The organism is Fundidesulfovibrio butyratiphilus (assembly GCF_054657235.1).
Map to the genome: position 1 here is coordinate 260,404 of NZ_BAAHXA010000003.1, position 25,935 is coordinate 286,338.

Consider the following 25,935-nt stretch of genomic DNA (forward strand, 5'->3'; position numbering starts at 1 on the left):
TGTGATCAGGCGGGCCCGGAAAGCCCCCCGGCCCCCGGCAGGGTAAAGGTGAAACACGACCCCCGGCCCACCTCGCTCTCCACGCCGATTTCTCCGCCATGGGCCTTGAGCACGGCCCGCACCAGGGAAAGCCCCAGACCCAGCCCCCGATGGGTGCGGCTCTTGTCGCCGCGAAACAGACGGTCGAAAATGCGCGGGATGTCCTCCGGCGGGATGCCTTCGCCCTCGTCGCGCACGCTCACCCGCACGTCCCCCCCTTCCAGCCGTCCCCGAAGCTCCACCTTGCCCCCCGGACAGGAATACTTGAGCGCGTTGTCAAGCAGATTGGCCAGGACCTGGCGGATGCGCGTGGGATCGGCCATGGCGAAAAGCCCGGCCGGCGAATCGGTCACCAGGGTGACTCCGCGTTCCTGGGCCAAGTCCTCGTAGAGCTCGGCGCTTTCCTCGATCAGGTCGGCCACGTCGAGGCGCTCCTTGTACAGGCGCATGGTCCCGGTCTCGGCCTCGGAGATGTCCATGAGGGCGGTGAGCATGGTCATGATGCGCTCGGTTTCCTCGGCGCAATCCATCAGGGCCTCGCGCAGGGCCTCCTTGTCGTCTCCCGACTGCGCCAGGGCGGTTTCGATGACGGCCCGGGCGCGGGTGGCCGGCGTGCGCAGATCGTGGGCCACGTTGTCCAGGGCGTCGCGCATGCCCCGTATCAGGGTCGAAATGCGGTCGAGCATGGAGTTGAAGAGCCGGGCCAGCTCCACGAGTTCGCTTTCGCCCTGGCGCATGGGCACGCGGGCGTCCATGCTGCCCAGCTCGATGGACTGCACCGTGGCGATGAGGTCGCGGATCGGGGACAGGGCCCGGTTGGCCAGCAGCGCGCCCACCACCAGGCCGATGAACACCACGGTGACCGTGATGCCGGCGAAAATCTTCTGGAACTGACTGAGCAGGTCTTCGCGCTCCTTGGCGTCGCCGCCCACGAACAAGACCACCCCGTCGGGCAGGCGCTTGACCGCGAACTCGTAGAAGTCGCTGGCGTCCTTGGGACGCCACTGCACCCACTGGAACCGTTCGCTGGAGCGCTTGTCGAACAGGTCGGAGGGCAAGGGCTTCCAGCCTTGAGGAATCAGGACAAAAAGCTCGGCTCCCGAGGGGCTTTCCACCCGCACGAAGAAATCGGAATCCTCGTCGTCCTCGGCGTCCCGGCGGACGAAATCCACCAGGGCCGAAGCGCCGCGATTTCTTTCTATATAGCTGTATTCGTTTATTTTTTCAAGAAGCAAGCGTCTATCCTGCTCCCTGACCACCCAGGAAAGCAGGACATACGCGATGATGAAAAGCAGAAGGGAACTGAGGCTGTAAAGAAACGTGTAGCGAGCGGTGAGGCGAAAGGCGGTCTTGCGTTTAAGGCGCTTTAGAGGCTTTGAGAACATAGCCGACTCCGCGCAGGGTGGTGAGCATCTTGGGCTCGAACTCGCGGTCGATCTTGTTGCGCAGGCGGCAGACCAGCACATCCACCAGGTTGGTCTGGGGATCGAAGTTGTAGCTCCAGACGTGCTCCATGATCATGGTCTTGGAAAGCACCTTGCCCGGATTGCGCAGCAGAAATTCCAACAGGGTGAACTCACGCGGCTGCAAGGTGATGCTTTGGCCGTTGCGCACCACTTCGCGGGTGAGCAGGTTGAGAGACAGATCTCCGACGGAAAGGGTGGTGGCCTCGGTGGTGCTGGTGGAGCGGCGAATCAGGGCCTGAAGCCTGGCCAGAAGCTCGGCAAAGGAAAAGGGCTTGGCCAGGTAGTCGTCGCCGCCGGTCTGCAACCCCTTGATGCGGTCGTCCACCGAGCGTTTGGCCGAAAGGATCATCACCGGGGTGTTCACCCGGCCCTTGCGCATCTCTTCGATGAGCTTGAGCCCGTCCAGGCCGGGCAACATGATGTCGATGATGCAGGCGGAAAAGTTTTCGGTCAGGGCCAGATGCAACCCGTCCTGTCCATCGCTCACGTGGTCGACGCTGAAACCGTTCTGCTTGAGCCCCGAAGCGATGAAGGCCGAAATTTTGGGGTCGTCTTCCACCAGGAGAATGCGCATACCGTGCGGCTCCTTGCCATGAATTTGGGACGCTAGTCCCGGCCGGCGTCCATGTCAATCATGATACATATGTGATTTCAAGTTGTTGAAAAGTTACGCCCCCTCCGGCGCCTTTCAAACGTGTAATGTTAGGGTAAGAGTTCAGTAATTGAGGCTTCGGTAAAGGTTTGGGCGTCGAAGCGAGGGATCGCCGATGCCACGCAGGGATGATTTTTCGCCTCGACCCAGACGTGAAACCCGACGTTTCGACGCTGGATGCTCAATGGATGCAAGGCAATCGCATTTACACAGAATAACCCGTGAGGAGATTCATCATGAAAAAGATCATCATGCTGGCTCTGGCTTCCTGCTTCCTGTTCAGCTCCATGGCTTTCGCTTTCGAAGGCAAGTCCACCGACACCTCCAAGAAGTCTTCGTATGTCGAGATGATGAAGAAGAAAAAGGCCAAAAAGAAGACCAAGACCGCCGCCCCCGTGGCCGCTCCCGCCAACTAGGCTTGGTTCCTGTCTGTTTCAAGGAGGCCTTCGGGCCTCCTTTTTTTTGCCCACAGCCCTGTACTCGAAAGACACCCCCGCCTGGGACGCGTTTCGGGTGATCCGAACAAACACCGACGCGCTTTTCCTCGTTTTTTCTTGCCCCGCGCCCTTTCGTCCCTTTCACATGACAACCGCGTCCTTGCGCAAGCGGTTGCCCCCGACAGCGCCCGCTTTCCGCAAGCCAAGCCGGCGCGTCTTCGAATTCCGCTTCGCGCCTTGACACTCTTTCGCGGCTTGCCAGCGTTTTTTGAACAGGCCGCAAGAATCGACTCGCCCAAGGCCCAGTGACGCGACGCCCTGCGCCCTCGCCTCCCCCCGGATTGGACTTGCCGCGCGCCTCGGGCTATGTGGGTTCCATTCCCGCGTTTTCTCCCACGGGGTTCACGCGCTGATTCGACCCTCGCCAACCGGAGTTTTTGCTTATGATCGACAAAAAGCGGTTGCTTGAGCGTTTTTTCCATCTGGTGCGCATCGCGTCGCCCACGGGCGACGAACGGGCCGTGGCCGACGTGGTGATCCAGGAACTGACCCGTCTGGGACTTTCGGTGGACGAAGACGACGTGGCCGAAACAATCGGCGGCAACACGGGAAACCTGTACGCCTTCCTGCCGGGGACGCTTCCCAACGCCCCCAGGATCATGCTCAACGCCCACCTGGACACCGTGGAGCCCGCTACCGGCATCCAACCCCGACTCCAAGACGGAATCATCACCTCGGCCGGCGACACCATCCTGGGTGCGGACTGCAAGTCCGGCCTGGCCGCCATACTCGAAGCCCTGACCGTGCTCGTCGAAAGCCGCGCTCCCCATGGCGATGTACAGGCGGTATTCACCGTGGCCGAGGAAGGCGGAGTGAACGGCTCCAAAAACCTGGACCCCGCCAGACTGCGGGCCGACCTGGGTTTCGTGTTCGACACGGACGGACCGCCGGGCCGGGCGGTGGTTTCGGCTCCGGGCAAGGACCGCCTGGACGTGACCATCCACGGCAAAAAGGCCCACGCGGGCATCTGCCCGGAAGAGGGCGTCAACGCCATCATGGCCGCGGCCACGGCCCTGGCCGGGCTGCCCATGGGACGCATCGACTCCCAAACCACCGCCAACGTGGGCTGCATTCGCGGAGGCCAGAGCGTCAACGTGGTGCCGGACGCGGTATCCTTCCGCCTGGAAACCCGAAGCCGCGACACGGACGCCCTCACCGCCTTGACCGACTCCATACGGCAAAGCATCGAACGGGCCGCCGCCGGTTGCGGGGCCCAGGCCGTCATCTGGGTTACGCGCGAGTACGCGCCCTATCGGTTGCCCGAAGGGGCTCCCCAACTCGTCCTGGTGTCCCGGGCCATGGCCGACGTGGGACTCGAACCCGTGTTCGCGGCCACGGGCGGAGGCAGCGACGCCAATTTTTTCAATGCCTTCGGACTGCCCACCGTGGTCTTGTCCAACGGTATGACCAAAGCGCACACCCTGGAAGAGTCCCTGAGCGAGCGCGACCTGTACAAGACCGCGGAACTCGCCCTGGCCCTGCTCCTGACCGCCGCCAAGACGGATCGCGACTCGCTTTCCTGACCTGCTCGACCCCTGGGGCGACCTGAACGCGCCAGCGAGAAACTCCGCCCGCGGCCGGGCCTGAACCCCGCGGGATTCACGCCCGCTTGGCCCCGTCAGCCCGATGCCCACGGCGTCCCCGCCGCCGTTGCGAGAGGGGGAGACGAAACCCTTCATGAACAAAAGTTCACCCCGGCTTCATCTTCCCTCGCCCACGGCTCTCTTTTAACCCCTCAAGTTTCAATATTTTTTCAACAAGCGCCCCAAGTCCAGCCCGCCTTGACCCACGCCGTTCTCTTGCGTACTGATTTTGATAGAGCACGACTCCCATAATTATAAATTGCGCATTTTTCTCTCATCAACCAACAACGACCGTGTATATGAAGATGCATTCCATCGATTCTTGTCGCATTGCCAAAATCCGGCGCACCCCGCTGCGTTGGACGCCGCCCCGCTCGGCGTTCACTAAAGAAGCTCCCCTGGCAACTACCAGACGTCGGGCAACGAGGCGCGTCCCGTCACGGTCATGCGGCGTCACGTTCCAATTCGAAATCCGTCATGCGCGGGCCGTAGCCTTCCGGCGAAGACGCTTCGTTTTCGCCGGCCTCGTCCGAACACTTCGCGCCGGCCTGTTCCGGTCCGGCTTCAGTCAGGCGTCCCCCTCCCGCCCGTGTCTTTTTCCCCCTCACCGCTTGTGCGACATCCAATATCCGACGGTACATCATGTGGTATAAACAGACGATACTGTACGAATTGCACGTCCGGTCCTTTTCCGACGGCGACGGCGACGGTGTGGGCGATTTCAAGGGCCTCATCGGGAAACTCGACTACCTGGAACGCCTGGGCGTGGGCGGCGTATGGCTTTTGCCATTCTACCCCTCCCCCCTGCGCGACGACGGCTACGACATCGCCGACTACACGTCGGTGCATCCGGACTACGGCACCTTGAGCGACTTCAAGCGCTTTCTGCGTCACGCCCACGAACGGGGCATCAAGGTCATCACCGAGTTGGTGCTCAACCACACTTCGGATCAGCATCCGTGGTTCCAGCGCGCCCGGCTAGCCAAACCCGGTTCCGTTCACCGGGATTTCTACGTCTGGAGCGAAACCCCGAACAAGTACCGGGAAGCTCGCATTATCTTCAAGGATTTCGAGCAGTCCAACTGGGCCTGGGACCCCGTGGCCAAGGCCTACTACTGGCACCGTTTCTACGCCCACCAGCCGGACCTCAACTACGACAATCCCGCCGTGCGCAAGGCCATGCTCAAGGTGGTGGACCATTGGCTGGGCATGGGGGTGGACGGCCTGCGCCTGGACGCCGTGCCCTACCTTTTTGAACGTCGGGGCACCAACTGCGAGAACCTTCCGGAAACGCACGCTTTTCTCAAGGAATTGCGCGCCCATGTGGACGCCCGCTATCCCGGACGCATGCTCCTGGCCGAGGCCAACCAGTGGCCCGAAGACGCGGTGCGCTATTTCGGCGACGGGGACGAATGCCACATGGCCTTTCACTTTCCGGTCATGCCGCGCATCTTCATGGCCCTGTGGACCGAAGACCGCCATCCCGTCGTGGACATTCTGGAACAGACCCCGGAAATCCCCGCCACATGCCAGTGGGCCACCTTCCTGCGCAACCACGACGAACTGACCCTGGAAATGGTCAGCGACGAGGAACGCGATTACATGTACCGGGCCTACGCCTCGGACAAGCGGGCGCGCATCAACCTGGGCATCCGCAGACGCCTGGCCCCGCTCATGCAGAACCATCGACGCAGGATGGAGGTCATCAACTTTCTGCTGTTCTCCTTTCCCGGAACGCCCATCATCTACTACGGCGACGAACTGGGCATGGGAGACAACTACCACCTGGGCGACCGCAACGGTGTGCGCACCCCCATGCAGTGGAGCCCGGACCGCAACGCGGGGTTTTCCACGGCCAATCCCCAGTCGCTCTATCTGCCCGTGGTCATCGATCCCGAGTACCACTACGAGGTGGTCAACGTGGAGACCCAGGAGCAGAACCAGACCTCCTGGCTGTGGTGGATGCGCCGGGTGATCGCCATGTACAAGTCCCTGCCCGCCCTGGGCCTGGGACGACTGGAATTCGTGCGCTGCGACAATCCTAAAATCCTGAGCTTTTTGCGCATCCACGAGGAAAACAGACTCCTCGTGCTGGTCAATCTGTCGCGCTACGCCCAGGTGGCCGAACTCGAATTGGGGGAGCTTGCGGGCTCCATTCCGCACGAGGTGTTCGGCGGATCGCGGTTTCCCACCATCGGCCAGACTCCGTACGTGGTCACCCTGGGGCCGCACGACCACTTTTGGCTGCACCTCGAACAGCTTTCGGCCACGCCGTCGTGCCCCGTGAAACCCGTGGACCCGGGACGGCTCTTCGCCATCAACGCCGGAGCGCTTTCGAGCCGGACGCTCAGCGAGGAGGTGGCCCGCATTCTGGCCGCGTCCCTGGCCGCGACCGGCGAAGAGGCCCACTCGCCGGTTCGTCCGGCCGAGATTCGCAGCATCGACGCCGTGCGCCTCGGCCCCCGGGCGGACTCGCCCATCCTGGCCCTGGCCGACGGACGCATCGGCGAGGACCAGCCCGCCACGCGCTTTGTCATGCTCGCGCCCCTCTTGGGCGACGACCTGAGCAGGCAAGAGAGCGAATTCCCCGAGGCCCTGCTGGCCAGGGGACTGTTGCGCGGACAAAACGCCGGCCTGGCCGACGGGTTCGAGGCGCCCACCGCCGTGGCCGCCCTGGCCGAATTTCTGGCTTCGGGAAGATCCCGGCGCGGGGAAGAAGGCGAATTCGTGGTCATCACCTCGAGACGCAAGGCCGCCAGGGCGGTTCGTGAAGCCGGACTGGCGCCCTGCCGCCTGCTCAACAACACCCCCCACGCGGCGTGCTGGTCCCTGGGCGATCACGCCCTGCTCAAGATTTTCCGCCAACCCGAACAGGGAACCCATCCCGAACCCCAGATGCTCAACGCCCTGACCAAGGTCGGCTTCAGCGCCTCCCCGGAACTGCTGGCCGCCCTGGTCTACGAACGCCCGCGCGTCCAGGACACGGTCCTGGCCGTGGTCCAGCAATTCCTGCCCGACTCCGAAAACGGACAGGCCTTTGTCGAACAGAACCTGCAAACCTTCATCGACCGCGCCCTGGCCGCCGGGTTTCCTTCGACCGCGTCCCAGGAAGCCTCGATCTTCAGCGCCTACGGTCCCACGTCGGACGAAGAGGACGTGCTTGGCCGCTATCCGCTCGACTTCTTCCGCCGGTTGGGCCAGCTCACGGCCGACCTGCACATCGCGCTCTCCCGGGTCGCGGGGCAGGCCTTCGCGCCCGAACCCTTCACCGGACTCTACCGGCGCGCGAGTTACCAGAACCTGCGCAACACCGCCCACCACGCCGCCATGTCCCTGGCCCGGGTCTCCCAAGGCCGAAATGGCCCGCCGCTCACCCTGCCCCTCACGGCGACGCTCTACCGGCTTCAGGCCATGCAGCGCCCCATTCCCGCGGGCAGACGCATACGCATCCACGGCGACTACCAGCTTGAAAACATCCTGCACAAGGGCCGGGACCTCTTCGTGGTGGACTTCGACGGCGACGTGCGCCTTCCCCTGGGCGAGCGCTTCATCAAGCGCTCACCGCTTCGCGACGTGGCGGACATGCTGGTTTCCATCGCGGTCAGCGCCCGCCGCCCCCGCACCCAACCCGGACTCGCTCCGGCCGACGTCTCACGCCTGGAAGACTGGACCACGGTCTGGTTGCGCTCCTGTTCCAGCGCGTTTCTCTCGGCCTATTTCGAAACCATCGACCCCGAAGGGCTCGTCCCTCCCGCCGCCGAGGACAGAAGGACTTTTCTCGACGTCTTTTGCTTCGAACGCATCCTGCGCCGCATGATGCACGACGCCGGCGAAGGAGGACAAGAATGCCCCCACCTGCTCAACCTGCTTGAAACTCTCTTGAAGGCTCAGCCATGAACACATCGCCCATGACACTCAGCCATCTGCTCGACAACCCCCTGGCCCAGGAGGTCTTCGCCCGCAGACGGCCCTGGATACTGGCTCTTGACTACGACGGAACCCTGGCCCCCTTCCGGGAGCGGCGCGACCTGGCCTACCCGTACGCGGGCATGCGCGTGGTGCTCGACCGCCTGCCCACCGAAGGCCCCAGCCGTTTCGTGGTCATAAGCGGCAGGGAAGCGGCCAACGTGGCCCGGCTGCTCGACGTGCATCCCGCCCCGGAAATCTGGGGCTGCCACGGAGCCGAGCGCCTCTCCCGAAAGCGGACCCCCTCGGAACCGCAAATGTCCCCGACCCAACGCCAGGCGTTGGAGCGAGCGCGCCGAATTGTCGACGATCCCGAACGCCTGGAAACCAAAAACTACGCCGTGGCGGTCCACTGGCGCGGCCTGACGCCCGATGCCCGCACCGAACTGGAGGCCGACATCAAACCCAAGCTCTCGGAAATAGCCCGGGAAGGCGACCTCAACCTGTGCGCCTTCGACGGCGGCCTGGAGCTCAGGCTGCCCGGACACAACAAGGGGGAGGCCATGAAAACCCTGCTCGCGGAAAACCCGGACGCCGTCATTTTCTACCTGGGCGACGACGCCACGGACGAAGACGCCTTCGCCGCCCTGCAAGGGCGCGGGGTGGGCATTCTGGTGTCCCAACGGCCCAGACCCACCAAGGCCTCGTTCTGGATCAAGCCTCCCCAGGAGGTATTGACCCTGCTTGGCCGTTTCGTCGTGCTCAACCCGCAAAAAAGGAGCATCATACGTGAATCCTGATACCGACAGGGAAAGCAGGCTTCTGGTGGTGTCCAACCGTCTGCCCGTGACCGTCACACGCGAGGGCGACACGCTTCGTCTCAAACAGGGCGCGGGGGGGCTGGTCACGGCGATGGCCCCGGTGCTGCGCGACCGGGGAGGCGTGTGGATCGGATGGCCGGGTTCCTCCGAAAGCGGCCTGGGCGCGGTGTGCCGGGAATTCTCCCGCCAGGCCGGCTACCTGCTGCAACCGGTGGAGCTCGACGACGACGACGTGGCCGGATTCTATCAGGGATTTTCCAACGAAATCATCTGGCCGCTGTTTCACGAGTTCCTGCTGCCCTGCCGGTTCGTCCCCAGCTACTGGGAAGCCTATGCCCGGGCCAACGCCAAGTTCACCCAGGCGGTGGCCGGCGTCGTAAAGCCCGGAGACTTTCTCTGGGTGCACGACTACCATCTCATGCTCATGGCCAGCCAAATCCGGGATCTGGGCATCAAAAATCGCATGGGCTTCTTTCTGCACATCCCCTTTCCCCCGGCGGACATCTTCCTCAAGCTGCCCTGGCGCAGACAGGTGCTCGACTCGCTCATGAGCTTCGACCTGCTGGGCTTCCAAACCCCGCGCGACCGTCTGAACTTCGCCGAGTCGGTGAAACGGCTCCACAAGGACGCCAAGCAGCGCGGACGGGGCCAGGTGGTCTCCCTTACCGCCGGAGGACGCCAGACCCGCGTCGGCGCATTCCCCATCAGCATCGATTTCAAGGCCTTCAGCGAGGTGGCCCTGCGCCCGGCGGCCGTGGAAAAATCCCGCAAACTGCGCGAAGCCTTCGCCACCGAACACATCATCTTCGGCGCGGAACGCCTGGACTACACCAAAGGACTGGCCGAACGCCTGGACGCCTTCGCCCTGCTGCTGGAAACCAACCCCGAACTGCACAGACGGGTGAGCCTGGTGCAGATCATGGCCCCAAGCCGCGAAGACGTGCCCATGTACAGGGAACTCAAAGCCACCCTGGAACGCATGGTGGGCGAGATCAACGGCCGCTTCGCCTCCCCGGGTTGGACCCCCGTGCACTACATTTCGCGCGGCGTGCCCATGGAGGAACTCATCCTCTACTACCTGGCCGCCGACATCTGCCTGGTGACCTCGCTTCGCGACGGCATGAACCTGGTCGCCAAGGAGTACGTGGCCTGCAACGTCCGCCGCTCGGGCACGCTCTGCCTGAGCGAATTCGCCGGCGCGGCCATGGAGTTCCATCGCCACGCCACCATGATCAACCCCTTCGACATCCAGGGCATGGCCACGGCCATCAAGGAAGCGCTCACCACCCCGGACAAGGAAAAACGCCGACACATGCGGGCCATGCGCGACCACGTTCGACGCTTCGACATCTTCCACTGGGTGGACGCCTTCCTGCTGGCCAGCTTCTCCAGACGGCTGGGAGACTTTCCCACCCAGGGCACGGAACTGGCCCAGGGGTGCGGCCAACTCATGGGGCCGCCCTGGAACCTGGGCGAAACCAGCATTCCCGAACAATAGCCGCATCCCGGGCTTTGGCGAAAAGAAAAGAAAAGAACTGGGGAGGGGAGCCCCTTTTTTTCAAAAAAGGGACTCCCCTCCCCTCACCCAAAAACTTTCCCCTTGTCTACGGCTCAATGCCGACGCGTAACGCGCCAGGTCGTTTGAAACACACAATCGAAAGGCCAGCGCGCCAATGCCTCACCCCAATAAAAGTTTTTTGGAGGATGGGGGTTTGGGGGAAGGGACCTTTTGTTCACAAAAGGTCCCTTCCCCCAACTCTTCCCTTCTTCACTCATCACTCTTCCCTTCTTCACTCATCACTCTTCCCTTCTTCACTCATCACTCATCACTTATCACCCTACTTTCCTCTCGCCGCTTTCGCCTGGTCCAGCCAGCCTTGCGCCATGGCGCGTTCCTGTTCGGTTATCCCGAGGTGGCTGAGGGCCTGCTCCAGCCAGTAGGTGGCCCAGAAGGTATTTTTCGGCACCCCCAGGCCGTTCAGGTACAGATAGCCGGTCAGGGCCTGGGCTCCTTGGGAGCCGGCTTTGGCGGCGCGCAGCAGGTGCCTGGCGGCCAGGGTGAAGTTGCGGTCCGGCGAAGGCGAGAACGCCCGGTAGCCCAGGGCGAAGTCCTGTTCGGGGGCCGAGAGCGCTTGCGCCCAGAGCGGTCCGGGCCAGAGCGCGCACGCGAGCGCGCACGCCGACACGGCCAGAAGCCTTGGCAGCACGCGAAATTTTCCGGTCATCGGGGCGTCCTCGCGGGGAAAAAAAACATCCGCGCCCGGGGTGGTCCCTGCTCCAGGGGAACAAAGGGGGCCCGTCCGGGCGCGACGGGCAACTCCCAGGAACCTTCCAGCTCGAATTCCAGAGTGAAAGGCTCCAAGGGACTGACGCGCAGGATCGACTCCTCGCTGGTCATCTCCAGACGCACGTAGACCAATCGACTGGGCTTATCCAGGGTCGTCCGCGCGATCATGCGCCCTCCGCCGTCCCAGTCGAGCAGACGCGGACCGGAAAAGACGGCGATCCGCCGGTAGGCGTTGCCATCCGTGCTCAAGGAAAAGGCCAACTCGTTGGGTTTGGGACTCAGACTGGAAAGAAAGGGGTGATAGACGATCTCCACCCGCTTGGCCGGCCAAGGAAGGGTGAAGGCGTAGGTGGCGAAACAGCCATCCCCGGTCCGACACCGCAGACACGGCGAAAAGCCGTCGTAGTCGGCGTTCAGGTTCTCGGCCAGGTAGGCCTGGTCCAGAGCCTGGTCCGGGCCGGTCATTTGCAGGCGCACCCGAACGGGTTGCCCGGCCTGGGCTCGCAACCGGGCCTTTGCGGGCAAATCCGTGTCCAGCGTCGACGCCTCCCGCCCCAAATGCACCCTGGCGGACGCGGTCAAGCCTTCCAGCTTCACGACAGCCGCCGCGTCGCCCAGGTACAGGACGCGCTTTCCCGGAGGCAACCAGGCATGATCCAGGGCCGGATCGTACAGGGCCACGGCCGGCGCGCCCCGGCTGTCGGTCCACACGGCCACGGGGGCGAGACCGGGCCAGACGTTTTCGAATTCCCGCCGGGCGTTGGCGTTTTGCAGTCCCAGCGCCAGACAGCCGGCGGCGCGGTCGTCGTCCAGGGAAAAGGCGTACACCGAACGCTCGGCCAGCCGCATGGCGTCAGGAGTCCACGTGCGCAGCGCCCCTGCGGCGGCCAGGTTGGCGAAGCGCTTTTCCAGGCCGCCCGACAGGACGACTCCCCCCGGCCACTCCAGGGAAAAATCGCACAGGCTCAACGCGCCATGACGGGTTCCGGGCTCCAGTTCAAAGCGCAGCTCCACTTCCTGGCCTTGGACAACGGGTTCGGGCAAGGGGAAACGCAGGGCGAGATTCTGGTCGCCGGAGTCCGCCGGGGGAAAATCGGCCTGGGTCACCACGCGGTCCAGCACGGGTGGCTGGCCGGCGACGCCCAGAACGATGCGCACCGAGGCGTCCGGGGGGGCCACCCGGGCCGTGCGTTCCAGGCGCAGCCGACAGGACAGGGCGATTCCTTGGGGAAATCCCTCCGCCGGGCTCTGAAACCGGTAGACCGCGAACCCCTTGCGCGACGGATCGAACGGGGCCAAGTCGCGCCGGTCCGTGTCCGGTCCCGCGTTGCGCCAATCCGCGGCATCCTCGTAAAACCGGAGAGAGGAAAAATCCTCGCGATAGGGGCGATCCAGCACCACGGGAGCCTGGCGCAATAGGCCCTGGCGATGCACGGTCAGGTCGTTGAAACGGACAATTTCCGGCGTCCGGGCCGCCGCGTCCTTCTCGCTCACCAGATAGCAACGCAGGTAGGGAGCGGCCGGGGAGTCTCCAAGACGTTGGTACAGGTCGTCGGGGACCAGCCATGCCGTGGTCACCTTCTGGTGGTGATTGCGGTGAAAGATCAGGGCGTCCACGTTGTCGCGGTTGTCGCGCAGCCAGGAGCAAAGGGCTTCGATCTCGGTGAAGGACGGTCGACAGAAGGCAGGATAGACCAGAAGACCGGGCAGACCGACCAGCAGCGCCAGGGCCAGGGCCGCGCCCGCACGCGCGGACGCCGGGACGAAGCGGGGCAAAAGCCCGGCCAGGGCGTCCGCCAAAACGCCCCCGGCCACGGCCACAAGCACCACGGCGCACACGAGGTAGCGGGCCGGAATCTGGCCCACGAACCGGGCCACAACGGTCACGGCCAGGCTCATCCCCACCCACAAGACGAACAGCAGGGCGCCGCGCCAGTTGCGGTACGCCGCCATGGCCAGTCCGGCGAGCAGGGCCAGAGCCACGAACGCCAGGGGAAGATCGGCCTGAAGCCCTTGGGCCACGTACTCCTTGAGCAGGGAAGCCGGGTCGAGGCCCGGCGCGCCCATGCCTGTGGACAGGCCCTGGATCATGCGCAAATGGTACATATGGCCGGGCAGCCAGGGCAGGTACAGCGCCAGGGCGGCCAGACAGCTCGCGCAAAATCCGAACAGGTAGGCCCGTCCGGCCCCGGGAGCCGCGCGGCGCGAGGCCAGCCAGTCCACGAGCACGAACAGTCCCTGCCCGGCCAGGGTGGCCGCGGCCAGATACGAGGAGTAGAACATGGCCGCCACGCACAGCGCGTACAGAGCCCAATGCCGGGGCCGCCCCGAAGCCCTTGCCTTGAGCAGGAGCCATAGCGACCAGAGCGCGCAGAACAGAAAGAGCGAATACGGCCTGAGCTCGCGACTATAGTGGATGTGAAACAGGTTGAGGGTCAGGACCAAGGCCGAGGCCAGTCCGGCGGTGCGACCAAAGAGCGTCGCGCCGAGAAGTCCCACGGCCAGCACCGCCCCGGCCCCGAACACGGCGCTCGGGACCTTTATCCAGGAATCGTGCACTCCGAAAGCGAGCAGCCCGTGGGTGAAAAAATGCAGAAGAGGAGGGTTGGAGTCCAGCCAGCCGTCGTTGGGGGCCTGGTTGGCCAGGCTGTTCCAAAGGCTCGCCGGGGGCAGCGCGGCCCGGGACAGCGTGACGAACTCGTCCCACCAGAGATGGGCCTCTCCCAGGGCGTGGAGACGAAGGGCCAGGGCCGCCAAGCTCACAAGGATCAGGGCGACGAAAACCGGGCGTTCGATCACGGGCAACGGCAAGCCCGGCACGGGAAACGGAGGGCGCTTTCCTCCTTGCGACGGATGGAACCATGAAAAAAAAGACATGCGGGATGTTTCCTCGAAGCGAGTCCTTGACGCCCGGGTCATGCGCGGCGCAGGCGTCAAGCATGGTGCGTTGAAGCCCTTCTGGGGAAAGGGGGGACCACTCGACGGACGACAGCGTACGTGTTCGGAGCCTGCGCTGTCGTCTAAACCAGATGCCCCGGGCCCGCAAGCACACCACGGCGTCGACTCCGGGCCGAGTTTGCCGTAGAAACGCGGTGCGTTCCGGTTCGGACTTGGTGGCGCGCCCACTCCCGGCCCGGTGCGACTTCGCGCAAAGGCATGCCATGTCCAGACCGTCACGCCCGCTTCGCCTGAAGGACGAACTCGGTGTTCCCAAGACCCTGGTCCAAGGCCACGATCTGGCCAGACCCGCCCCCGGCTCCCGGTGGCTGGTGCTGGGTTTGGGCCCCAACCCGGCGTCCCTGGCCGCGAGCCTGCCCCCGGACGCCACAGTCGACTACCTGGAATGTCCGGCCTTTTTCGACCAGGCAGGACCGGCCTGGCGCGAGGCCATACCCCAGCGATGGAACCGGCTCGAACGCCTGAACGACGCTTCGAAAGCCAACATCCTGATCTACAAATGGGCGGTGCGGCTTTTTCCCAGTTTCTGGGGGCCGGTCTGGGCCGAGCTCACGCTGCCCCACCCGGCCGACCCCGATGTTCGGGCCAAGCCCTCGGTCCTTGTCCCGGCGGAGTCTTCGCGCCTTGTGGTCCCGGAAGTCATTCAGGCTCTGGGCGAGGAAGGATTCGCCGTTCGCCGGACCCACCCGCGGGAGCTGGCCGGAATTTTGTCCAGCGAACGCCCGCGCCTGTATTTCTCGATCAATCTTTCCGAAATGGACTCCAACGGACTGGCCCTGGCCCTGCTCGCCCGGGCCGAAGTCCCGGTGGCGGTCTGGTTCGTGGACAATCCCTTTCACTGCCTGTCGGGCATTCGGTCCGACCTCTGGAAAGCGGCCCACCTCTTCGTCACCGATCCCTGGTTCGTCGAGCCGCTGCGTTCGCTCGGAGCCACGAGCGTCCACCATCTGCCCCTGGCGGCCAGTCCGACCTTTTTTTCGGCCAAACCCGAACATCCCGAACTGGCCGAGGCCATCCTGTTCGTGGGACGCAGCGCCTTTCCCGGCAAGGACATGTTCTTTTCCGGCCTGACCCTGCCCGAAGACCTCCTCGACCAGGCGCGCGCGATGCTGCAACGCGGGGAGCGGCCCCATTTCGGCTGGTGGGCCGAGCGCCTGGGCGTGAAACGGTTCTGGCCGGGACGCCAAGCCCGGCGGGCCGGATACGGGGCCGAACAGTCGGGCCAGGCCCTGCGCGCCCTGACGCTTGCCCAGGCGGCCCGGACCGGCCCCCTGGTCGTACACGGCGACCCGGACTGGAAAGACCTCGTGGACGCGCCCTTCACCTTGCTCCCCGAGGTGGACTACTACGGCCCCCTGGCCGGACTCTACGCCTCGGCCCGCTACGTGCTGGGGACGGTGAGTCCGCTTTTGCCCCACGGCCTGACCCAGCGCCATTTCGACGTCTGGGCCGCCGGCGGCTGTCTGCTGACCGACTCCACACCCGGCCTGGACCTCTTTCCGGCCGAACTGACCCGCCCCGTCACCTACCGCGCGCCGTCCGACATCGCCGGCCTGGTCCGCGACATGGCTTTCGTCCGTCAGGACCTGATCCGGGCCTGGCGGGAACTGCTCGTCTCCAGACACACCTACCGCCACCGCGTGCGCACCCTGCTGGACCGCGCCGGAGTCTGAGCGAAACGCCGCCCCGCCCCGCCCCCCTTGCGAGACCCATGCCGCGCTTTCGTCATCCAGCGCGGAACCGGCCCATGCGGCGACAGGGACGATTGCTTTTTTTCCAATCCGAGATAGGATGCTGGAATGGAAAAAGCCCCCGCCACGCTCACCACATATGGTCAGCCCCTGCGCACGAGAGTCTTCATCCTCGTGTCGGGATCGCTCCTGTCCCTGATCCTGGTGGCGGGTTGCATCGTGGCCCTACGGGTCCTGTATGAAGAAAAGCTCACCGAAACCCAGGCCCAGTTGCAGCGGCTCTCCCTGGCCCTGGCCGAACAGACGGCCCTGGCCATCTCGGAAACCGATTCGATCATCCGTCAAACCCGCCAGAACTACCCCTTCGGCCCCGGGGGAACCCAACCTTCAGCCCGGGTTTTGCATCGTCGACTCCATCAGCTTTTCCAGGACCTTCCCCAGGGGCAGGCCCTGTTGATCTTCGACGCCGACGGCGCGATGATCGCCCACTCCCGGGAATATCCCACGCCCAAGATCACGGTCAGGGACCGCACATATTTTCAGGTCCACACCGCGGACGAAAACGACTTCCTCTATCTTTCCGCCCCGCTGCGCAACCGGGTCAACCACAACTGGATGATAAGCCTTTCCAGGCGGCTAAACGCCCCGGACGGCGCCTTTGCCGGAGTGGTCATGGCCGCCGTGGACATGAATTATTTCCGTCAAGTGTACCACGCCCTCGACCTGTCTCCCGAATCGCGCATCACCCTGACCCGGGACGACGGCACCATTTTGGTCAACTATCCCTTCGACGAATCTCAACTGGGAAAGACCTTTTTCGGCTGCATGAAGACCCCCGATCAGGTCAGCGCCCAGAGTCCCATCCCTGGATTCGCGCTCACGGTTTGTCTTTCCCAGCCGCACGCGACGGTGTTCAAGAACTGGCGCAGAATGGCCGGCGCAGTCGGAGCCGGCACCCTCACCGCCGTGGCCGGCATAGCGGCCCTCACCGCCTGGCTCCTCGTGCTGGTGGCGCGCGACCAGAAGCGGGCCAGACAGTACCAGTCCGACCTGGAAAAGCTGGTGGCCACGCGCACGGCCCAGCTCGAAGCCGCAAAGGACCAGGCCGAACTGGCCACCAAGGCCAAAAGCGCGTTCCTGGCCAACATGAGCCACGAGATACGAACTCCGCTCAATGGGGTTCTGGGCATGCTGCAACTGCTCGAAACAGAACTGCTGTACGCGCCCCAGCGCGAATACGTCACCATGGCCGCCCAGGCGGGCAACAGCCTGCTGGTCATTCTCAACGACATTCTCGATCTTTCCAAGATCGAGGCCGGCAAGATGGAAATCATCGACGCTCCCTTTTCCCCCAGGGAGCTGCAACAGTCGGTGTGCGCCATCTTCCAGCCCCAGGCCAAGCGCAAGGGACTGCAGATGTTCTGCGGCGTGAGCGACGCCTTGCCGCCCATGGTGCTCGGCGACGCGGCCCGTCTGCGCCAGGTGCTCTTCAACCTGCTGGGCAACGCGCTCAAGTTCACCGAGACGGGTCGGATCGATCTGTCCATCTCCCCGGAGGAGTCCGGGCGGCGGATTCGCTTTCAGGTGAAGGACACGGGCGTGGGCATTCCCGAAAGCAAGCTCTCCATGATCTTCGATCCCTTCACGCAGGCCGACAACTCGCACTCGCGCAAGCAGCACGGGATCGGACTGGGACTGAGCATCGTCAAGCGTCTGGTGCGCCTCATGGGGGGTGACGTGACGCTGCAAAGCGCTCCCGGCCAGGGGACCACCATCCTTTTCGACATCCCCTTGCGGCCGGTGGAGGTCAGTCCCCCGGTCGAGCAGCATCCCGACGCCGTGGCCTGCCTGTACAGAATCCGCCTGCTCCTGGCGGAAGACGACCCGGTCAACCAGATCGCTGTCCGGCGCATGCTGGAAAAGCGCGGCCACACGATCCTGTGCGCCGGAAACGGCCGCGAAGCCGTGGATCGTCTGGCCCGCGAGGACGTGGACGCCGTGCTCATGGACGTGCAGATGCCGGTCATGGACGGCCTGGAGGCCATCCGCCGCATCCGTTCGGGAGAGTCGGGGGAAGACAAGCGGCACATCCCCATCGTGGCCCTGACCGCCATGGCCATGAAGGGCGACCAGGAGGCTGTTCTGGAAGCCGGATGCGACGCCTATCTTTCCAAGCCCTTCGAATTCCATGTCCTGGTGAAAGCCCTGACCGGCTTGTTCCTGTCCTCGCCGTTGCCGCGCCAAGCCGACGCTTCCCCTGGCCCTGGCGGCCAATAGCCCAAGGCGCTTCGATACCGGCCTGGCCTCCCCGCGCTTGACCGCGCGAACAGCTCCGCGCACACTTACGCGGACGCACTGCCCCGGACGAACGCCCCACGGGCGAAACCGATCCGGGACACCGGGCCGTGCGGCGGCGGCCCTCTGAAAAACCGTGACGAGTTGACACCATGAGCGCTCCCCACCCGAAAACATCTCCCGAATATTGGACGCACGACCCCCTGCTTTCCGCCATGGCGCGAGCCGAGCCCGTCTGTTGGCCCAATCCCCTGCGCGCCAACGTCGAAGACGCCCTGAAAGACAACCCGTTCACCCGCGACGACGTTGCGCAAGCCGCCGCCCGGCTCGAACGGTTCGCGCCCGTGCTGGCCCGGGTGTTTCCCGAAACCGCCCGGACCGCAGGCCTGATCGAGTCGCCCCTGGCGGCCATACCGTCCATGCGCAAACGGCTGTCCCGAATTTGGGGCCGCCCCGTGCCGGAACGGCTGCTCCTCAAGCTGGACAGCCATCTTCCCGTGGCCGGGTCCATCAAGGCGCGAGGCGGTTTTTACGAAGTGCTGGTCCTGGCCGAACGGCTGGCCCGAGAACGCGGCCTGATCCGGACCGGCGAAAGTCTCGCGTCCCTGGCCGGCCCCGAAGCCGGGGAGATTTTTCAAGAGCACTCCCTGGCCGTCGGGTCCACGGGCAACCTGGGGCTGTCCGTGGGGCTCATGGGACGGGCCCTGGGATTTCGGGTCACGGTCCACATGTCGGCCGACGCCAGGCAGTGGAAAAAGGATCTGCTGCGCGCCCATGGAGCGCGCGTGGTGGAACACGCCGCCAACTACGCCCAGGCCGTGGCCTCCGGCCGGGCCGAGGCCGAGGCCGATCCGCGCTGTCATTTCGTGGACGACGAGAATTCGCGCCAGCTCTTTCTGGGTTACGCCACGGCCGGCGCGCGCCTGAAGGCCCAACTCGACGCCATGGGCGTGGTCGTGGACCGGAACACTCCCCTGGCGGTTCATTTGCCCTGCGGCGTGGGCGGCGGCCCCGGCGGAGTGTGTTTCGGGCTCAAGCTGGCCTTCGGGGAGGCCGTGTCCTGCTTTTTCGCCGAGCCGGTCCATGCGCCGGCCGTGACCTTGGGCCTGGCCACCGGGCTTAACGACGCGGTGTGCGCCGCCGACCTGGGGCTAAGCGGGCGCACCGCCGCGGACGGACTGGCCGTTTCCCGGCCGTCCGGTCTGGTCTGCCGGGCCGTACGCCGCATGGTGGACGGCACGTTCACCGTGGTTGACGACGAGCTTTTCGCCCTGCTCCACCTGCTGGCCGAAACCGAGGGGATACGCCTGGAACCCTCGGCCCTGGCCGGCTTTCCCGGCGTGCGGCGTGCGCTGGAAGGGGTCCTGGGACATCCGCGTCGCCTGGAACAGGCCACGCACGTGGTCTGGGCCACGGGTGGGAGCCTTGTCCCCGTCGAAGAATGGGCCGAGTATGACGCGCGCGGGGCCAAACGGGCCAACAGAAAACGCCGCGTCCGCGAAGCCTCCGCTGAAACGCCCGAAACAGCGCCCCGCCGCGACGTTTTGCGTTAGCGACCCGGCCGCGCCGTCGCCGGACTGTGGCGGCAAAAGCCCGCCCGGCCCAGCAGCCTCTTAATGAAAAATCCTTGCTGGCTGCGTTGCTGCGAAAAACGCAAACCCTCAACGGATGCCAACTCCGCCTCAGGCTTGACTTTTTCTCGCGTCTTGCCAGCACGTTTTTTGAACAGGCTGCAAGAATCGACTTTTTGGGCGGGCTGCTAGCCCGTGGCGAAACCGCCGGCATGGCCCGGCACGCGCGAACGGTCAGAACCCAAGCACCTCGCCGACCAGCACCACATGCATATCCGTCAGCATGGGCCGGCGGTGCAGGATGGTGGTCACGTTGCAGATGCGACTCTCGGTCTTGCAGTCCACGCATTCTCCCAGGGCCACGCAGGGATTTTTCGTGGCGAGCCGTTTGTTGTTCATGGGCGCGGCATGGGTCCTGATGCGCCGGTCGGCCTCGTGGACATCCCGCACGATCTTGTTGACCCCAGCCACCACGAGCACCTTTCCCGGACCGAAGATCATGGCCGCCACCCGGTTGCCGATCCCGTCGCGGTTGACCAGTTCCCCGGTCAGGGTGACGGCGTTGGCTCCGGTCAAAAACACGTCGCACGTGAGTTGCCCGCGCCGGAGAACGTCCTTTTCCTCCAGGGTGAGCCCGGGGGCGTTGTGGTCGAGCACCGTGTTCCCGCGCGCCGCCAGGGCGGAAGACAGGCCCAGGTCGGCCAGGGTTCTGGAACCGCCCACGCCCACCGTGGCCCCGGGAGCAATCCGGTCCAGGACATAGGCCAGGGCTTCGGCCCGGCCGGAACAGTAAACCGCGGTGAATCCGTTGCCGTTCAGGGCTTTCGCGGCGCGGTGTCCGATCACGTCCCCGCGCCAGGTTTCCAACTCGTTCATGACAGGCTCCCGTGAGGATCGTTTCTCGCCCGGCGCGCCGGAACGCCCGGTCGGGCGGTTTCGCCGTCCGCAAGGAGGATCGACCCCCCCACTTTGCGGCGTGGTTTTTTCGCCAAAAGCGCGAACGCGCCGTGCGGTCCCCTGGTCGCCCACGCGCAAAGCAGGCGTCAAGCGAATTCCCCCAACCGCCCGGCTCGGGGAGGGCTTTTGCTTTTGCGAACAAAGGTCTAGTGTGCCGCCTGCCCGCCAAGGCTTCATTTCTTCCCTGTGAGCGTCCCCATGGCAAAAGCCAAGAAAGTCTCCCGTCTGGCCGTGCTCTTCACCGTGTGCTCGGCCCAGTTCATGGTTCCCCTCATGCTGACCGCCGTGGGCGTGGCCTTGCCGGTCATGGGACGCGAATTGCACGGCACCGCCCTGCACCTGGGACTGGTGGAGCAACTCTATACCCTGTCCCTGGCCATGACCATGCTCGCCTTCGGACGGTTGGGCGACCTGGTGGGACGACGCAAGGTCTTTCTGACCGGGTCGGTTTGGTTCACGGTCGTGACCTGTTCCCTGGGCTTCGCCAAAAGCATCGAGGCGGTCATCGTGCTGCGCCTGTTGCAAGGCATCGGGGCCTCCCTGCTGCTTTCGGGCAGCATGGCGTTGGTGGCTTCGGTGTTTCCCTTCGAGATGCGCGGGCGCGCCTTCGGCATCGTGGGCGTGTTCACCTACTCGGGCCTCACCCTGGGGCCGGTGCTGGGCGGACTCATCACCACCCATTTCGGCTGGCGCTGGGTCTTTCTCATGGCCGCCCCCCTGGGCGCCCTGGGATGCCTGCTCTGCCTGACCCGCATGCGCGGCGAATGGCGCTCGGACCAGCCCGGCGGCATGGACTGGCTGGGCGCGGCCGTATACGCCGCATCCCTGGCCTGCATCATGCTCGGGGCCTCGCACCTGAGCGACGTCCGCGTGGGCGCAACCATGATCGCGGTGGGACTCGCCCTGCTGATCGGCTTCGGCGTGCTGGAAACCCGGCTGAAAGACCCCCTGCTCGACGTCGCGACCTTTCTGGCCAACCGGCTTTTCAGCCTGAGTTGCCTGGCGGCCATGGGCAATTACGCCTCCACCTTCGGCGTGACCTTCTTCATGAGCCTGTACCTGCAATTCGTCCTGGGTCTGCCGCCGCACCAGGCCGGACTCACACTGCTTTTGCAGCCGCTGGGCCAGGTGCTGGTCTCGCCCTTCGCCGGAATCCTGGCCGACCGCCTGCGCCCCACCCTTCTGGCCAACATCGGACTGACCCTGAGCGGCTGCGGGCTGCTGCTGGCCGCGCTGTACGTCGGCCCGGGCACCTCCCTGTGGCTGATCGCCGCACTGCTGGGGCTCATAGGCCTTGGCGTCGGCATCTTCATCACGCCCAACACCGTGCTCATCATGGGCAGTGTGGAGCCGGGACAGTACGGCGTGGCCTCGGGCATGGTGGGAGCCATGCGCACCCTGGGCATGGCCACCAGCATGACCGTGGCCACCCTGGTCTTCTCCCTGTTCATGGGCGGACAAGCCGTTACGCCCGAGTCCGTGCCGGGATTTCTCTTCAGCATGCGGCTTTGCCTGGTGGTCTTCGCCGCCTTCTGCGGCTGCGGCATGCTGGCCTCCCTGGTGAGGGGCCGCCAGTACCACGCTCCCGGCATGCCGAAATCCCCTTCCTGAAGTCGACGGAAACGCGTAAACGATACGCAGGAGACGACAAGGCGAAAAAAAGCCGCAGCCGGTCGACTTTTCCTCCCCCCGCCGTCTTGCCCTCGACCCGAACCAGGCTTACATTGACTTCACCGAGTTTTTCCCGGCCACGGACACCCAGTCATGGTTACTCGCCTTCCCTTCGCCATTCAGCCCCAACCCGACGACACCACCTGCGGCCCCACCTGTCTGCAGGCCATCTACAACTATTACGACGACCACATAGACCTGAACCGCGTGATCGACGAGGTGCCCAAGCTCGACGGAGGGGGAACCCTCGAAGTGCTGCTTGGCGTCCACGCCCTGAAGCGGGGCTATCAGGCCACCCTGTACACGTACAACCTGCACGTGTTCGATCCCACCTGGTTCTCGCCCAAAGGCGTGGCCCTGCCCGGCCTGACCGAAAACCTGGCCCGGCAGAACCGGGTCAAGTCGTCCGGCAAGCTGCGCTTGGCGGCCAAAAGCACCATCGAATTCCTGCGCTTGGGCGGCCAGGTGCGCTTTCAGGACCTGACGCTCAACCTCATACGGGGTTTTCTCAAGCGTTCCATTCCCGTGCTTTGCGGCCTGTGCGCCACCTACCTCTACCGCACGGCCCGCGAATGGGGACCGAACCAGGACTACGACCCCATACGGGGCGAGCCTTCGGGCCATTTCGTGGTCATCTGCGGCTACGACCAGGAAGAACGCAAGGCCCTGGTGGCCGACCCCCTGCTGCCCAATCCCATGGGCGGAGGCGCGTTCTACAGCGTGGACTTGAGCCGCCTCAACTGTTCCATAATGCTTGGCATCGTCACCTTTGACGCCAGCCTTCTCATCATAAGCAAACCATCCGCAACGGAGTGAACCTGTGCCTGTCTATGTCGTTACCGACAATCCCGAAGACCTGGACCCCCTGCCACGAGTGACCATCCTCTCGGCCAGGGCCTATCTTGCCGACCCCCGCCTGGCCCACCTGCGAAACGCGCGGGTGCTCAACCTGTGCCGCTCCCATCGGTACCAAAGCATCGGCTACTACGTGTCGCTTCTGGCCGAGGCGCGCGGGCACAAGCCCCTGCCCTGCATCACCACCATGCAGGACATGAAGTCCCAGAGCATCATCCGCCTGGCCTCGGACGAGTGCAAGGCCAGCCTGGACCGCTGCCTGGAGCCGGAAAAAGACGACAAGCTTTCCTTCAACATCTATCTCGGCCATACCCCGGAACCGGGACGCGAACGCTTGGCCGCCAGCGTGTTCAAGCTCTTCTACTCGCCCTTTCTCCGGGCCTCGTTCACCAAAAGCGACGGCTGGCACCTGCAAAACGTTTCCCCGCTGGGACTGGCGGACATTCCGCCCAACGAAATGGCCTTCGCCCGCGACGCGTTGGCCGAATACGCCGAGGGACACCGATTTTCGCCCCAGCGGCGCACTCCGCCCCACTACCACCTGGCCATCCTGCACAACCCGGACGAGGCCCTGCCGCCCTCCTGCCCCAAGAGTCTCAAGCGCTTCATCCGGGCGGCCGAAGACCTGGACGTGGCGGCCGAACTCATCACCCGCGAGGATTCGCGCCGCCTGTCGGAATTCGACGGGTTGTTCATCCGCGAGACCACGGACGTGAACCACCACACCTACCGCCTGTCCAGCCGGGCCGTGGCCGAAGGGCTGGTGGTCATAGACGATCCCGAGTCGATCTTGCGCTGCTCGAACAAGGTCTACCTGGCCGAAAACCTGACCCGTCACGGCATACGCACCCCCAAGACCCTGGTGCTGCATCACGCCAACCTGGAGGAAGCGCCCAAGGCCTTTTCGTTTCCCTTCGTGCTCAAGCAGCCCGACAGTTCGTTCTCGCAGGGCGTGGTCAAGGTGGCGGACCAGGCCCACTACGAAACCGAGGCCAAACGCCTGCTCAAACGGTCGGAAATGATCATCGCCCAGGAATTTCTGCCCACGGCCTACGACTGGCGGATCGGGGTGCTGGACCGCAAGCCCTTGTTCGCCTGCAAGTACTTTATGGCCCGCAAGCACTGGCAGATCATCAACAACCAGAAAAGCGGCCGCAACGCCAACGGGCGGGTGGAGGCCGTGCCCTTGGAAAGGGCCCCCAAAAACGTGGTCAAGACCGCGCTCAAGGCCGCCGACCTGATCGGCGACGGCCTCTACGGGGTGGACCTCAAGGTGGTGGGACGCAAGGTGCATGTCATCGAAGTCAACGACAACCCCAACATCGACGCGGGCATGGAGGATTGCGTGCTAAAGGGCGAACTCTACTCCCGGGTGATGGAGGTGTTCGTGAAGCGCATGGAAGCCCACAAGCTGGGCTGCGGAGCGCCAAAATGACCCCGCGCCCCCTTGGACTGTTCGAAGCCGTGGGTGTGGAGATCGAGTACATGATCGTCTCCGCCGACACCATGGCCGTTTTGCCCGCCGCCGACCGGGTGCTGCAGGCCGCCGCCGGGGAGATCGTCTCCGAGGTGGAGATGGGCGCGCTTTCCTGGTCCAACGAGCTGTGCCTGCACGTGCTCGAACTCAAGACCAACGGGCCGGCTCCGGGGCTTGACGGACTGGCCCAGGCGTTCGCGGCGGACGCGGCCCGGGCCAACGCGATTCTTGCCCCCCTGGGCGGACGGCTCATGCCGGGCGGGGCCCATCCCTTTATGGACCCGGCCCGCGAGACCCGGCTCTGGCCCCACGAATACAGCCCGGTCTACGAGGCCTTCAACCGCATTTTCCACTGCCAGGGACACGGCTGGTCCAACCTGCAAAGCGTCCACCTGAACCTGCCCTTTGCCGACGACGAGGAGTTCGGTCGACTGCACGCGGCCATTCGCCTGGTGCTGCCGTTTCTTCCGGCCCTGGCCGCCTCCACCCCCATTCTGGACGGACGGCCCACCGGCTTTCTGGACAGCCGCATGGAGGTCTACCGCAACAACTCGCGGCGCGTGCCCCAGGTGACCGGACGTGTGGCGCCCGAGCCGGCCTTCAGCCGCGCCGACTACGAACGCATGATCCTGGCCCCCCTGTACGAGGCCATCCGCCCCCTGGACCCGGAGGGCGTTCTGGCCCACGAGTGGCTGAACGCGCGGGGAGCCATCGCCCGGTTCGAGCGCGACGCCATCGAAATCCGGGTGCTCGACGCCCAGGAATGCCCGAGCGCGGACATGGCCGTGGCGCATCTGACCATCGAGACCCTCAAGGCCCTTTGTTCCGAACGCTTCACGGACGTGGCCTCGCAACAGGCCTGGGCCGTGGCTCCGCTGGCCGAGCAGCTCGAACGCTGCGTGAAGGACGCCGACCAGGCCCCGGTAACGGACCGCGACTTGGCCCTGGCGCTAGGCTACCGCGGTCCCCTGCCCTGCACCGCCGGCGACGTGTGGCGCAACCTGGCCCAACTTCTGCCTCCCCCCCCGGATGGCGCGGCCAGGGCCCTGGATGCGATTCTCGGCCAGGGATGCCTGGCCAGGCGTCTCATGCGCTCCCTGGGCCCGGCCCCGGACCGCCAGACCCTCCTGAAGGCCTGCCGAACCCTGTGTCGCTGCCTGGAGACCGACCGTCCCTTCACGGGGCTGGAATCCTGACGCCCGATCGCGG

Annotated in this window: 17 protein-coding genes; 12 read left to right on the top strand and 5 right to left on the bottom strand. The window is 64.9% G+C overall.

The annotated features are described in order from the left end of the window. Positions 1-5 precede the first annotated feature (5 nt). Positions 6-1,424, bottom strand: coding sequence for a sensor histidine kinase (locus ACYQ01_RS17230; RefSeq protein WP_459935053.1), 1,419 nt, complete (start codon positions 1,422-1,424; stop codon positions 6-8). Then, a complete protein-coding gene (locus tag ACYQ01_RS17235) occupies positions 1,396-2,079 on the bottom strand; it encodes a response regulator (protein ID WP_459935054.1) in 684 nt (227 codons plus the stop codon). Before ACYQ01_RS17235 ends, ACYQ01_RS17230 begins: the two co-directional genes overlap by 29 nt. Before the next feature lie 314 nt (positions 2,080-2,393). Between ACYQ01_RS17235 and ACYQ01_RS17240 the strand changes: the two genes are divergently transcribed. From ACYQ01_RS17240 to ACYQ01_RS17260, 5 genes are all read left to right on the top strand, one after another. Further along, positions 2,394-2,573 carry a hypothetical protein gene (locus ACYQ01_RS17240; RefSeq protein WP_459935055.1) on the top strand — a complete coding sequence of 60 codons (180 nt, stop codon included), beginning with the start codon at positions 2,394-2,396 and terminating at the stop codon, positions 2,571-2,573. Positions 2,574-3,037: 464 nt separating this feature from the next. Beyond that, complete coding sequence (locus ACYQ01_RS17245) at positions 3,038-4,177, top strand: M20/M25/M40 family metallo-hydrolase (RefSeq protein WP_459935056.1); 1,140 nt, start codon at positions 3,038-3,040, stop codon at positions 4,175-4,177. A 702-nt stretch (positions 4,178-4,879) separates the two neighbouring features. After that, positions 4,880-8,134 carry a maltose alpha-D-glucosyltransferase gene (treS, locus tag ACYQ01_RS17250; protein WP_459935057.1) on the top strand — a complete coding sequence of 1,085 codons (3,255 nt, stop codon included), beginning with the start codon at positions 4,880-4,882 and terminating at the stop codon, positions 8,132-8,134. Beyond that, positions 8,131-8,943 (top strand): trehalose-phosphatase, encoded by an 813-nt coding sequence (otsB, locus tag ACYQ01_RS17255; protein WP_459935058.1) that lies wholly within the window; start codon positions 8,131-8,133, stop codon positions 8,941-8,943. The genes treS and otsB overlap by 4 nt, the downstream gene beginning before the upstream one ends. After that, positions 8,933-10,462 (top strand): alpha,alpha-trehalose-phosphate synthase (UDP-forming), encoded by a 1,530-nt coding sequence (locus ACYQ01_RS17260; protein WP_459935059.1) that lies wholly within the window; start codon positions 8,933-8,935, stop codon positions 10,460-10,462. The genes otsB and ACYQ01_RS17260 overlap by 11 nt, the downstream gene beginning before the upstream one ends. 340 nt (positions 10,463-10,802) lie before the next feature. Here ACYQ01_RS17260 and ACYQ01_RS17265 read toward each other — a convergent pair whose 3' ends face one another. Both ACYQ01_RS17265 and ACYQ01_RS17270 read right to left on the bottom strand, forming a co-directional pair. Further along, complete coding sequence (locus tag ACYQ01_RS17265) at positions 10,803-11,189, bottom strand: SEL1-like repeat protein (RefSeq protein WP_459935060.1); 387 nt, start codon at positions 11,187-11,189, stop codon at positions 10,803-10,805. Next, positions 11,186-14,128 carry a glycosyltransferase family 39 protein gene (locus tag ACYQ01_RS17270; protein WP_459935061.1) on the bottom strand — a complete coding sequence of 981 codons (2,943 nt, stop codon included), beginning with the start codon at positions 14,126-14,128 and terminating at the stop codon, positions 11,186-11,188. Before ACYQ01_RS17270 ends, ACYQ01_RS17265 begins: the two co-directional genes overlap by 4 nt. A 284-nt stretch (positions 14,129-14,412) precedes the next feature. Here ACYQ01_RS17270 and ACYQ01_RS17275 point away from each other — a divergent pair, with 284 nt between their 5' ends. The 3 genes from ACYQ01_RS17275 (at position 14,413) to dsdA (ending at position 19,748) form a co-directional block, all read left to right on the top strand. Beyond that, positions 14,413-15,882: a glycosyltransferase family protein gene (locus tag ACYQ01_RS17275; RefSeq protein WP_459935062.1), complete on the top strand. Its 1,470-nt coding sequence runs from the start codon at positions 14,413-14,415 to the stop codon at positions 15,880-15,882. A 126-nt stretch (positions 15,883-16,008) separates the two neighbouring features. Continuing rightward, entirely contained in the window at positions 16,009-18,177 is a 2,169-nt protein-coding gene (locus ACYQ01_RS17280; protein ID WP_459935063.1) for a hybrid sensor histidine kinase/response regulator, read from the top strand. 170 nt (positions 18,178-18,347) lie between these two features. Continuing rightward, on the top strand, positions 18,348-19,748 hold the full coding sequence (gene dsdA, locus ACYQ01_RS17285; RefSeq protein WP_459935064.1) for a D-serine ammonia-lyase: 1,401 nt from the start codon (positions 18,348-18,350) through the stop codon (positions 19,746-19,748). Positions 19,749-20,000: 252 nt separating this feature from the next. On the opposite strand, the gene ACYQ01_RS17290 is transcribed toward dsdA, so the two are convergent. Next, positions 20,001-20,642 carry a lactate utilization protein gene (locus ACYQ01_RS17290; RefSeq protein WP_459935065.1) on the bottom strand — a complete coding sequence of 214 codons (642 nt, stop codon included), beginning with the start codon at positions 20,640-20,642 and terminating at the stop codon, positions 20,001-20,003. Between the two features lie 279 nt (positions 20,643-20,921). Between ACYQ01_RS17290 and ACYQ01_RS17295 the strand changes: the two genes are divergently transcribed. From ACYQ01_RS17295 to ACYQ01_RS17310, 4 genes are all read left to right on the top strand, one after another. Next, entirely contained in the window at positions 20,922-22,334 is a 1,413-nt protein-coding gene (locus tag ACYQ01_RS17295; protein WP_459935066.1) for an MFS transporter, read from the top strand. Positions 22,335-22,487: 153 nt separating this feature from the next. Then, the gene (locus ACYQ01_RS17300; RefSeq protein WP_459935067.1) at positions 22,488-23,210 is read left to right on the top strand and encodes a cysteine peptidase family C39 domain-containing protein; all 723 of its coding nucleotides are present in this window, start codon (positions 22,488-22,490) and stop codon (positions 23,208-23,210) included. 4 nt (positions 23,211-23,214) lie between these two features. Continuing rightward, on the top strand, positions 23,215-24,684 hold the full coding sequence (locus tag ACYQ01_RS17305; RefSeq protein WP_459935068.1) for a RimK family ATP-grasp domain-containing protein: 1,470 nt from the start codon (positions 23,215-23,217) through the stop codon (positions 24,682-24,684). Beyond that, positions 24,681-25,922, top strand: coding sequence for a carboxylate-amine ligase (locus ACYQ01_RS17310; RefSeq protein WP_459935069.1), 1,242 nt, complete (start codon positions 24,681-24,683; stop codon positions 25,920-25,922). Before ACYQ01_RS17305 ends, ACYQ01_RS17310 begins: the two co-directional genes overlap by 4 nt. Positions 25,923-25,935 lie beyond the last annotated feature (13 nt).